An 11,227-nucleotide genomic window follows, 5' to 3' on the forward strand; every position below is an offset into this window, starting at 1 on the left:
CTGGTGACCCAGGGCTGGGTGGTCGCCCTCATCGCGCTGGCCGTGGTGGTCGCCGTGATGCAGCTGGAAAGCCATGTCCTCCAGCCGTTCCTGCTCGGCCGTTCGGTGCGACTGCATCCGGTCGCGGTGGTGGTCGGTATCGCCGCGGGCCTGGTCACCGCCGGTATCGTCGGAGGTTTGCTGGCGGTCCCGATCATCGCGTTCCTGAACACCGCGGTGCGCACATTGGTCGCCAAATCCCATCTGGTGGAAACCGATCCGGAACTCGCGGAGTTCGCCGCGGTCGCCAAGGGTGAACACGTCCGGATGTACGAGGCCACCCCGGACAAACCGAGGTGGGACGACATCGACCCCGAAGAGAAGCCCGATCAGACCCCCGAGGTCCCGCAGGACACCGACGACGATTCCGGCTGAGACCTCCCGTGACCCGACACTCGAGTGCACCCGTGCGATCCGCCGACAGTTACGACGACCCGGTGGCTCCGCTCTGGCGGGCCGCGCAGGTCTTCCGGCTGCTGAGTTTCGTCTACGCCTTGGGTTTTCAGCTCGCGGTCCACACCGACTACGAACGGGTCGGATGGAGCTGGTTCTTCTTTGCAGTCCTGACCCTGTGGACGGGTGTCAGCACCATCGCCTACCTGAAGGGTTTCGGGCGCCGCTGGTTGTGGGTGGGCATGGACCTGGTGGTCGCCTGCTGTCTGATCCTCGTGACCCGATGGCTGGCGTCGGATCAGTGGGCCGCGGACAATCAATCGTTCCCGACGACGTTGTGGGCGACGAACTCTGTTGTCTCCGCGGCGATTCTGGGTGGGCCGGTGGTGGGCGCCGTCTTTGCGCTGGCGGTTCGGGTGGCCAGCGCGGTGGCCAAGGGCGGCTACGACCTGAATGTCGGTCGCGACGCCACCATCGTGGTGCTGCTGGCGGTCGGTGTCGGCGTCGGGCTGGCCGCGGGTGCCGCTCGTCGGAATCACGAGCGGATCACCCGGGCGCTGCGTCTTGCGGCGGAGGCATCGGAACGGGATCGTCTCAGTAGGCAGGTGCACGACGGGGTGCTCCAGGTTCTCGCCCTGATCAGCAGGCGGGGAGCCGAGATCGGTGGCGAGACGGGGCAGCTGGCCGCGATGGCCGGTGAGCAAGAACGTTCGCTGCGCCGGCTGATCGCCGATATCGAACCGCCACTGACCGATCAGAAAGCCGCAGAAGTGGATCTGCGCATGTTGCTGCGGCCCCATGCCGACGATCTGGTGACGGTCAGCGCACCGGGGGAACCGGTGCTGCTGGACCACTTTCGGGCCATGGAGTTGGAGGCCGCCGTGGTCAACGCGCTCGACAATGTCCGTCTGCATGCCGGGACCGCGGCGCGGACCTACGTGCTCGTCGAAGATCTCGGCGATGAGGTGGTGGTGAGTATCCGCGACGATGGATCGGGGATCGCGGACGGCCGTCTGAGCGAGGCGGTGTCGCAGGGGCGCATGGGTGTGTCGAGGTCGATCGTGGCGCGGATCGAGGCGCTCGGCGGTACAGCAGATCTCGACACCGGGCCCGGAGAGGGAACCGAATGGGAGCTGACGGTGCCCAAGAACAAGGCTTCAGGAAACACGTCTTCAGGCAATACGATCGGGGAGGTCAAGGGCTGATGGTTGATGGGGTGGATTCGGAAGTGTTGCGGGTGATGGTGGTCGACGACCATCCGATGTGGCGCGACGGTGTGGCACGAGACCTGGCTGATGCGGGCTTCGAGGTCGTCGCCGTCGCCGACAGCGTGGCCGCCGCGACCGCCCGCGGGCGTGCGGTCCGGCCCGATGTGGTGCTGATGGACATGCAGCTGCCCGACGGCAACGGTGCCCAGGCGACGATCGGGATCCTCGAGGTCTCGCCGCATACAAGGGTTCTCGTGCTGTCGGCCTCCGACGAGCGCGACGACGTGCTCGACGCGGTGAAGGCGGGCGCCAGCGGCTACCTGGTCAAGAGCGCGTCCCGGGAGGAATTGCTGGCGGCGGTGCGGTCGACGGCGGCGGGGCAGGCGGTCTTCACCCCCGGGTTGGCCGGTCTGGTCCTCGGTGAGTACCGCCGCATCGCCCGCGATCCGGATCGTGCCGGTGACGCCCCGGCACTCACCGATCGGGAGACCGAGGTGTTGCGGTACGTTGCAAAAGGTTTGAGCGCCAAGCAGATTGCCTCGAAACTTGTCCTGAGCCATCGCACCGTGGAAAACCACGTCCAGGCGACCCTGCGAAAGCTGCAGTTGGGTAACCGGGTGGAACTGACCCGCTACGCCATCGAACACGGGCTCGACGTCGAACCGGAATGAGTCAGCTGCGGTAGGTCCCCCTGGGTGTCTCTGTTTCTGTCAAGGCGGGTGCTGTTCGAAATGGTCTGCGGGGTGCCATGTTTCTGTGTTGCCTTTCGGGGGGCCACGTCGGACTCGAGTGCGAGCGGGCGATAAAGATCATCCGTGGCTGCACACCCGCAATCATGTCGCGATGCTGAGATTGGCTCTACGCCAACGCGATCGACGAGAGGCGCTCGGGCAGGTGGTACGTATCGTTGTCGCCGCGCCTGGGTCGCTCAGCGGTCGCTACCCGGAAGGCAACACTGGACGAACCGCGGCCGGCCTCACCACCCCCATGCCGATACCGGATGATCTCGCTGCCGCGGTGGCGACCGCCCCGCGGTAGCTTGGGCCGGCGAGTGCCTAGAGCGGTCGGCCCCTGAAACTACTATTACTCATAGTAGTTTGGTGTAGGTGATCACCTCTGCGGTTCGTGCATGCACTGTCCTTGTCGGCGTCGTACTCGTGATGCTCGGCGTTCATGTGGGTTCGGGTGTGGCGTTCGCGCATAGTGCGTTGGTGTCGTCTACTCCGCCTGCAGATGGTGTTCTCGAGCGGTCGCCTTCGTCGATCGAGCTGACCTTCAATCAGGACGTGTCGGAGAGCTTTGCGACCATCGCGTTGCGGGAGGGTGCCGATACGCAACTCGAGGTGTCGGCGCCCGCGGTCTCCGGGGCAACTGTGACGTCTCGGGTCTCGGGTGATCTCGCCCCGGGCGGTTACACGGTGGGATACCGGGTGGTGTCCGCGGACGGGCACCCCATCACCGGACAGTTCTCTTTCGCCATCGCTGGAGCCGAGAACGATCAGGGTGGGCCGGCGGTTTCGGAGGACACCTCCGTGGTGACAACACCGTCAACCTCTGCAGTGGCGGAGTCGCGTCAGGGCGATAACCAAGACGGTTCGCTCGATTCCAACTGGATCGTGGTCGTGGTCATTGTGGCCGTCGTGCTGGGTCTGGCGACCATCGGTGGCCTACTGCTCTTCAGCGCTCGCCGAGACTCCGACGACTGAGCACACCGCCCGAAAAGTGCTGGCCGGGCCGCATTTCGGCGGCTTCCAGGAGTGTGGATCGGGGTCGGGAAACCGGCTGGCTACGTCAATACAACGCAGTACAGGGCCGACAGCACGGTCATGGTGAGGGTCGCGGTGAGTGCGGCTCCTGCGATGGGCAGTACGGCCGCTGCTGCATAGGTCAGGCGGCGGGTGGGTGCGAAGGTGTGCGCGGCGAGGACGTCGAGGCGGCGGGTGTTGGTTGCTTCTACGTCGGCGGCGCAATGGCTGAAGTGGTGCGCGGTGTGGCCGCCGTCCTGTTGGTCCAGGACCCGGCGCAGCGCGCTGTGGACGATGGCGGGGCTGGTGGTGCGGGCAGCGACGCGATCGGCATCGAGTTCGGCCAGCATCGCCAGGACTGCGGGAGCGCGGGCCAGCAGTGGGACTTTCGGCATGGTCCGGGACAGCAGCGCACTGATGGCCAGGATGCGGTGGTGGCGACCGTGCAAGTGTGCTCGTTCGTGCTCGAGCACGGCGACGGCTTCGGTGGGGGTCAGGCAGGTGTTGAGGCCTTCGGTCGCAACAACAAGGCCGGGATTACCCGCGATGCTGTAGGCGAAGGGGAGGGGATGGTCGAGCCACAACACCGGGTAGCTGCTGCCAGGATCGCGGGTGGTTCGTGCGATGACGGTCAAGATGTCGTCGTGATACCCGCGGACCTTCGCTCGTGACCGGTGTTGTTGGCGTCCGATCGAGGTGATGCGTCCCAGGGCGAACGCGGCAGAGACCGCGGAGATGCCCACGGCGATCTGTGTGACCCAGGGTTCCATCGAGTGTTGGGCCGAGCTCAGGCACCGAATCCACAGGTCGGCAAGGCCCTCGGCGGGGGCGTGATCGGGCCAGGCGACCACCACTGCGGCCGAGAACAGGAGAAAGCCGAATGCGGCCATGCTGGCCAGCCAGCCGACCATGAGCAGTCGCGGGGACGCGGCCTGAGGCAGAGCGAGCAGAACCCGGGGCGTGATGATCCCGATCAGGGCGGCCGCCAAGGCCAAGGTTGCCGCCAGGATCACTTGCGGGCCCGTCGCCGGGGCAGACTCTTTCGTAGGGCGTCGGTTTCCTCGGGGGAGGCAGTTTGCGCGAAGTGCATCAAGACCGCGGTCGGGTCATCGCTGGCATTGAGGATGTCGCGCAGTGCTTGCGAGGTGACCTGTTCGCGAGTGTTGACCGCAGCGTAGTGGTAGGCGCGGCTCACCTTCGTTCGGGTGAGGAAACCTTTGCTGTGCAGATTGGTCACGACCGTCAAAATGGTGGTGTAGGCGAGCTTTCGGTCGGCCATCTTCGCCAGAATGTCGTGCACCGACACGTACTCAGGAGCGGCATCCCACACAACGTCCATGACGTCGGCTTCGAGCGTGCCCAGCTGTCTCATCTGTCCATTGTCTCTACTGGCGCCGGGGCCGTCCACCGAGGGGGAACTGCTGATGTCCACCCTCGGTGGAGCGTGACGTCTTGTGTTCGGCGCCTGGCCTGCCACTGACCCCGATCGGGTAGGAGGACTCGGTCACCGAGGCACCGAAAGCGCGTTGTTTCACTCGGGCGTACCCCGGCTGCTGAGGACTGGTCCGTAAACTACTAGGTGTCTTAGTAGTACGGCGTGTTGAGGAGCGTGACCCAGTGCCAGAACGCCATCGTATGGCTGATATCCCGATCTCGCGGCGAGGTCTGTTGGCACTGGGCGGAGGAACAGCCGTCGCCGCGTTCGTGGCAGCGTGTTCGCCCGAGAACGCGGCAGCGCCGAGGCTTTCGAGCTCGGCACCCTCGGCCGCAGCGGTGCCGGGCGGTGCGGTGACATTCACTCCCGCCCAGGGCACCACTGGCTTCGATCCGTTGGGCCCCGTGATGGTAACGGCAACCGCCGGGACGCTGGCCGAGGTCACCATGACCAACGACCAGGGCCGGGTCATCGCCGGCATCATGACCCCCGACGGCCTGACGTGGAAACCAGATACTCCGCTGGGTTACGACCGGACCTACCAACTGGCCGCGACGAGCCGCGACGAGCAAGGCCGGGAGAACCAGTTCACGAGCACGTTCAGCACCGTCACGCCGGACAACCTCACCGCGGCCTCGCTGGTGAGCACGGGTGGAGGCGCGCTGAGTGAGGGCGCGACCTACGGGGTGGGGATCGTTGCGGTCATCAGATTCGACGAGCCGATTCCTGACCGGGCGGCCGCGCAGCGGTGTCTGTCGGTTCAGACCGAACCGGCGGTGGAAGGGCAGTGGAGCTGGGTTGATGACCAGAACGTGCACTACCGGCCCCGCGAGTATTACCCGCCGGGCACCGCGGTCACCGTGCGAGCCGACATCTACGGGGTGGATGTGGGCAACGGGCTCTACGGCCAGGAAGACCTCGCCCGCTCGTTCGTCATCGGCGACTCGCATGTGTCCATCGCCGATGACAACACCAAACAGATCGAGGTCTACGACAACGGGCAGCTGGTGCGCACGATGCCGACCTCGATGGGCCGCGGTGGCACCGAGACTGTCAACGGCCGCACCATCCACTTCTGGACCCAGCGCGGCACCTACACGGTCCTGGACAAGGCCAACCCGGTCATCATGGACTCCTCGACCTATGGGCTTCCGGTGAACTCCCGCCTGGGGTACCGCCAAACCATCAGCTACGCGACCCGCATCAGCAACGACGGTATCTATCTGCACCAGCTCGAAAGCAGCATCCCCCAACAGGGAAACACCAACGTCTCGGCCGGGTGCCTCAACCTCAACCCCGACAACGCGCAGTGGTTCTACAACTTCTCGATCCCCGGAGACATCGTCGAGGTGCGCAACACCGGCGGCGAACCGCTGGCGCAGTGGCAAAACGGCGACTGGAGCATTCCGTGGGAGACCTGGGTGCAAGGGAGCGCCCTTTAGGCGCGTAGCCCCGGCTGAACTACTGCTGCCTGTAGTAGTTCAACTGGTGGCGCGACACGCCGCCACGGGTTGATGCTGCACGCCCGAGCACTCAGGCCAGCATCCGCGGAAACGGCACCACACCGGTAAGACCCGTCGCGGACAGCGCCGTGGTCATCACTGTTCTATCGCAGCCCGCAGCGCAGAACTCATCTCCTCATAGGTACCGGGATCGATGCGCTGATCGTCGAGGAAGAACGTCGGCGTGCCGCTCACACCCAGCTGCTTGCCATCGGCGATGTCGCGGTCGATGAGCTCGCGGGTGGCCTGCGAGTCGTAGTCGAGCGCGAACTGATCAAGATTGAGTCCGAGGTCGCGGGCGTACGAGAAGAACAGATCGTCCAGAGGTACCCGCTGTTCGCCCCACTGCTGCTGGGTGTCGAACATCTTGCGATACATGCCCTCAAACCGCCCCTGGGCGGCAGCAGCAGCGACCGCCCGGGCAGCCCGATCGGCGTTGAAGTGGCCCGGCAAGGGGAAGTACCGCACCACGAAGGTGACCTGATCGCCGTACACCTGGCGCAAACGCTCCACCGCCGGATACGCCGCCCCGCACGCTTCGCATTCGAAGTCCAGGAACTCTACAAAGGTGGCCTGCGACTCGGCCGGTGCCGACAACCGCTGAGAATCCGATCGAACCGTGATCGCCTGCCCGGTGGTGTCGCTGCCGGCCCGTGAGACCACGAACACCGCGGTCAGAGCCAGGCAGAAAATGAACACCACCGTCAGCGACACCTTGAGGTTGCGGGTCACGGGCGTCCTCGCTCGGCGGGCAGGCGGTATGGCTGCATCGGCACCGTCTCATCTCCTCATTCATTACTACTAAGATGCTTAGTAGTTTACCGGGGTCGTGGTGAGTGCCTACACCGCCGGGCAAGAACCTGAGCGCCTTCGGTGGTGTGTGCAGGGCGAGAAAGGGTGGTCGTTGTGCTCGAGGTGCCCGACGCTCCGCCGACGATTCTGCGAATGATGGGATGGGATCCCCCGTCGATTCCACTGCTCGCCGCCCTCGGCATCATTCTTGCCGCGCTCTACTGCGCCGGGCTGCTTCGCCTGCGCCGCACGGGTGTGCGTTGGCCATGGCACCGCACCCTGAGCTTCCTCTCGGGCTGCGCGATATTGACGGCCGTCACCGGCTTGGCCATCGAAGGCTACGGGGTGGCACTGTTCAGCGCGTTCATGTTTCAGCACATGACGCTCTCCACGCTGGTGCCACCGCTGCTCGTGATGGGCTCGCCGGGACTGCTGCTGTTCGCCGCCGTTCCCGATCACGGCAGAGGCCGGCGGGTCCGGCGGACAACGCTGCGACTGGCGCGCTCACGGATGAGCAGGATTGCGTTGCACCCTGGATTCGCCATCCCGGTGTTCTTGTTCAGTTTCTACGGCCTGTACTTCTCGTCAATCTTCGACACGCTCAACAGCAGCTGGCTCGGGCACACCGGGATGGAACTGTTCTTCCTGGTCAGCGGCCTGATGTTCATCATCCCGATCCTGTCGATCGGACCGCTGCCGATGCGGCAATCGAATCTGGGGCGCCTGCTCGACATCTTCCTGGAAATGCCGCTGCACGTGTTCTTCGGAGTGGTGTTCATGATGGCCCCCACCGTCCTGGTCGCCAGCTTCGCTGACCCGCCACCGAGCTGGGGCATCAACCCCGTCGACGACCAGGCCGTCGCCGGCGCCTTGGCCTGGTCCTACGGAGAGCCCGTAGCGCTGCTGATAGTCCTCATCTTTGCCTCCCGGTGGCGCCGTGATGAGGAACGATCTGCCACATCACCTACCGACTACGACGAGGCAAAAGATGCCGAAGACCTCGAGTCCTACAACACATTCCTGCGGACCCTGGGCACCCGGCGGTGACGATCCGGCCAGAAACACAGGGTTCGGCGCGGCCTGCAGGTACCGGTTGATGCGGCTGTGTGACAACGAGATACGTCCGCTGCAACCGCCTCGTTGGGCGCAACGACATGCCCGCTTGTCGAATGGGAGTGGACAGCGGCGCTGGGGTGGCGCTGTGATCACCCGGCGGTGAGCTCGGTCAGTTGTTCTCGTGCCTCCCACCGCCGGTGGTCCTGACACATGGTCCGCCACACCTTCTTCGCAACTCGGCGCTCAAGGCAACGCATCGCAGAGCGCCTGCTCATTCCGCCCTCGATTTTCTGCCGTCGCCCGGCCCACTCCAACAGGGCGCGGTGGCGGTGTGGCCGGACTTGTGTGGATCGATACCGATGACGATCAAAGGGAGTCCTTTCGGTGAGCGGTTGTGGAGAATCCCCGGCCGGCAATCCGATACTTCCAATCACACGATCGTGAGTGCGCTCATGCCTCTGTCGAGCCAGGCCAGAGACAGAAAGCGCAGAGAGTGACACACCCAGACCAAGCCATTCCCTCAACAGCGCGCCCTCGGGACGGCATAGGCACCCGAGCCACACCCCTGCGGTAAGTCCCTATGCCGACTGAGTAGTGCTACTCATCCGTGGCAGCGCCGGCCCCGCGACGATCGATACATGACCCAACCGAACCAAGCCGTCATCAGTCGGCTTTCCTCCGAGTTCAACTCACTGTCGAATCAGTTTGCTCGTGTGTCGGGCGATCTGAACGAACTGCAGACGGTGCTGACGCAACTGCGAGCACAGCCACAACCTGCACAGCCACAACCTGCACAGCCGGCGGCACCGCAGCCGCAACCCCAGGCTCCCCAGCCGCAACCCCAGGCCGCGCAACCACAGCAGCCGCAGAAGTCCCGGCTGCAGCAGCCTCAGCCTCAGGCCCCGCAGCAGGCCTGGCAGCCGTATCCGATGGGGCCGCCGGCCCATGGGTATCGCCGACCGCCGGTTTCGCCGGGTCCGGCCGGGCCATTCCCGGCCGCGTACGGTGCGACCGCGCCTCGGCGGCCCGGACCGCCGCCACCCTCCAAGCCGTCGCTGTGGCAGCGGATGACGGCAGAATCCGGCGGCGGTCTGATCGGAAAGATCCTGGCGGTCGCCGGTGTGACGGTGACGCTGATCGGCATCGTGATGATGCTGGTGCTCGCCGCGCAGGCTGGAATCCTGCGTCCTGAGATCCGGGTCGCGGCCGGTGGTGCCCTTGCGATCGGGCTGATCGTGATCGCCATTCGGATGGCCGATCGTCCCGGCGGCCGGGTCGGTGCGATTGCCCTGTCGGCCACCGGAATTGCGGCAGCCTACTTCGACGTCGTCGCGGTGACCCGCATCTACGATTGGCTGCCCGACCATGGCGGTCTCGTCCTGGCGGGATTGATCACGTTCAGCGGATTGTTGCTCGCCCGTCGTTGGGATTCGGAACATCTGGGGTTGTTGGTCCTGGTCCCGGTCTTCATCCTCGCGCCCGTGCTCACCAATGGACCCTCACTCCTGCTGGTCGGCTTCATGCTTGCCATGGCGATCGGTTCCTTCCCGATCCAGCTCGGAAAGGATTGGATCTGGCTGCACGCCGTACGCGTCACCGCCGGCACATCGGCACTGCTCGCGTGGATCGCTGCGGCAGTCGCGGGCAGCGACGAGCATCTGGCGTCGGGAATTGCGGCGATGTCCGTCAACGCTGCATTCGGGATCATCACGTCGGCGGTATTGGTGCGCGGAACCAGGTTTCCGTCCCTGACAGCATTGCTGGGCTGCGCCACGGTGTTGCCGGTTCTGTTGTCGCCCACGGTGTTCGATCGGTGGATCTCCGCCATACTTGTCGTGGCAACGGCTGTAGTACTGCTGGCGGTGGCTCTTCTGGACCGCGAGCAGTCGAATGCGACCCGGTATGTCTACGTCACAAGTTCTGCCGTCGCCGCGGTCATCGGGGTTGCCGTGGCTTTCGAGGGGCCGGTGCTCGCGTCGGTTCTCCTCGCGATGTCGATCGTGATCGCGGTGGCTGGGCGAGGCGATCTCGTCGGCCGCGTGATCGCCACGTCGATCGGCGTGCTGGGTGGTATCGGCTACCTGACCATCTCGCCGCCCGAAGACTTGGTCGAATCCACCGAACTGGCCACCTCGCATGCCGTTTCGGTGATCGTTGCCAGCGTTCTGATCGTCGTGGCCATCTGGACCATCGTGTGGTCGTGGTACCAGGCGAGTGAGAAGCACTCGGCGGACAACGTTCAGATCTTCGGGATCCTCGGCGCACTGGCCTCCCTCTACGCGGTGACGTCTCTGACGGTGACCGCCGGCGTGGCCATCGGCGGCGGAGATGGTGGGTTCCTGGGTGGACATGTTGCCGCGACGATCTGCTGGATGATCGTGGCCGCCGGACTGCTGGTTGCTTCGATCTCGATTGCCAAGGGTCGCAGGATGTTCGGCGGAATCAGCCGCAATGTTGTTGTGGCCGCCGGACTGCTGCTGACCGCGGCGGCCGTGGCGAAGTTGTTCCTCTTCGACCTGGCAACACTGGACGGGATCTTCCGGGTGACCGTGTTCATCGTGGTCGGTCTGATCCTGCTGGCTCTCGGATCCGGCTACGCCCGAGCCCTCGGTCAGGGTGGGGTGCCCCTGACCGAAGCGCGCCAGTAGCGACATAGCCCACCGTCGACCGGGCCCTAGAATCCGCCGACCGTGCCGATTTCGACGCCGGGTGGTCCGAAAGTGTTGGCCGGTATGGCTTGTCGGTGGGTGCTGATAGAACTGTTGTATGGCATCGGGGGTGGCAGATCTCATCTTCCGCATCGAGGGCATGGCTCTTGGTGCGGAAGAGGTCGTTGCTGTCCGTGAGGTGTTGTCGCGCAGGCTCGTTGAGGTGTCACTGGCGAACTTGTCCGACAAAGAGACCGTCGAGTTGGCACAGGCGGTCGAAACCCAGACCCGTCGTGATGAAGCGGTGAAGGTGCGAATCGCGGTCGAGTTGCGAGAACGGTCGGTGGCGGCGAAACAAGGTGTGAAGCACATCAAGTTTCTGCGGCATCAGCTACGGATTTCCGCGGCC

11 protein-coding genes and 2 pseudogenes are annotated in these 11,227 nt (G+C 65.0%); 9 read left to right on the plus strand and 4 right to left on the minus strand.

From position 1 onward, the window contains the following. The 5 genes and pseudogenes from VIQ49_RS21725 to VIQ49_RS21745 all read left to right on the plus strand — a co-directional run. The coding region (locus VIQ49_RS21725; protein ID WP_331888554.1) for an AI-2E family transporter at positions 1-414 on the plus strand (414 nt) is incomplete at its 5' end. A gap of 32 nt (positions 415-446) precedes the next feature. Further along, a complete protein-coding gene (macS, locus tag VIQ49_RS21730) occupies positions 447-1,637 on the plus strand; it encodes a MacS family sensor histidine kinase (protein ID WP_331888556.1) in 1,191 nt (396 codons plus the stop codon). After that, on the plus strand, positions 1,637-2,311 hold the full coding sequence (locus VIQ49_RS21735) for a response regulator transcription factor (RefSeq protein WP_331888558.1): 675 nt from the start codon (positions 1,637-1,639) through the stop codon (positions 2,309-2,311). Before macS ends, VIQ49_RS21735 begins: the two co-directional genes overlap by 1 nt. 142 nt (positions 2,312-2,453) lie before the next feature. Then, positions 2,454-2,678, plus strand: a pseudogene (locus tag VIQ49_RS21740) (DUF3703 domain-containing protein); the annotation flags it as partial. A gap of 68 nt (positions 2,679-2,746) precedes the next feature. After that, the gene (locus VIQ49_RS21745; protein ID WP_331888560.1) at positions 2,747-3,346 is read left to right on the plus strand and encodes a copper resistance CopC family protein; all 600 of its coding nucleotides are present in this window, start codon (positions 2,747-2,749) and stop codon (positions 3,344-3,346) included. A gap of 80 nt (positions 3,347-3,426) precedes the next feature. On the opposite strand, the gene VIQ49_RS21750 is transcribed toward VIQ49_RS21745, so the two are convergent. From VIQ49_RS21750 to VIQ49_RS21760, 3 genes are read right to left on the minus strand one after another with little or no spacing between them, the layout of a single operon-like run. Beyond that, the gene (locus VIQ49_RS21750; protein WP_331888562.1) at positions 3,427-4,398 is read right to left on the minus strand and encodes a M56 family metallopeptidase; all 972 of its coding nucleotides are present in this window, start codon (positions 4,396-4,398) and stop codon (positions 3,427-3,429) included. Further along, the gene (locus VIQ49_RS21755; RefSeq protein ID WP_331888564.1) at positions 4,395-4,757 is read right to left on the minus strand and encodes a BlaI/MecI/CopY family transcriptional regulator; all 363 of its coding nucleotides are present in this window, start codon (positions 4,755-4,757) and stop codon (positions 4,395-4,397) included. The genes VIQ49_RS21750 and VIQ49_RS21755 overlap by 4 nt, the downstream gene beginning before the upstream one ends. A gap of 13 nt (positions 4,758-4,770) precedes the next feature. After that, positions 4,771-4,920, minus strand: a complete 150-nt coding sequence (locus VIQ49_RS21760; protein WP_331888566.1) for a hypothetical protein — start codon at positions 4,918-4,920, stop codon at positions 4,771-4,773. A 100-nt stretch (positions 4,921-5,020) separates the two neighbouring features. On the opposite strand from VIQ49_RS21760, the gene VIQ49_RS21765 reads away from it, so the two are divergent. Continuing rightward, on the plus strand, positions 5,021-6,262 hold the full coding sequence (locus tag VIQ49_RS21765; protein ID WP_331888568.1) for a L,D-transpeptidase: 1,242 nt from the start codon (positions 5,021-5,023) through the stop codon (positions 6,260-6,262). A gap of 156 nt (positions 6,263-6,418) precedes the next feature. Here the strand turns inward: VIQ49_RS21765 and VIQ49_RS21770 are convergent, their stop codons facing one another. Next, the gene (locus VIQ49_RS21770; RefSeq protein ID WP_331888570.1) at positions 6,419-7,054 is read right to left on the minus strand and encodes a DsbA family protein; all 636 of its coding nucleotides are present in this window, start codon (positions 7,052-7,054) and stop codon (positions 6,419-6,421) included. 213 nt (positions 7,055-7,267) lie between these two features. On the opposite strand from VIQ49_RS21770, the gene VIQ49_RS21775 reads away from it, so the two are divergent. The 3 genes and pseudogenes from VIQ49_RS21775 to VIQ49_RS21785 form a co-directional block, all read left to right on the plus strand. Then, a complete protein-coding gene (locus VIQ49_RS21775; RefSeq protein WP_331888574.1) occupies positions 7,268-8,161 on the plus strand; it encodes a cytochrome c oxidase assembly protein in 894 nt (297 codons plus the stop codon). Between the two features lie 647 nt (positions 8,162-8,808). Further along, complete coding sequence (locus tag VIQ49_RS21780) at positions 8,809-10,818, plus strand: DUF2339 domain-containing protein (protein WP_331888572.1); 2,010 nt, start codon at positions 8,809-8,811, stop codon at positions 10,816-10,818. 118 nt (positions 10,819-10,936) lie between these two features. Beyond that, positions 10,937-11,227, plus strand: a pseudogene (locus VIQ49_RS21785) (HNH endonuclease); the annotation flags it as partial.

This window comes from Williamsia sp. (assembly GCF_036566845.1).
Classification (GTDB): Bacteria; Actinomycetota; Actinomycetes; order Mycobacteriales; family Mycobacteriaceae; genus Williamsia.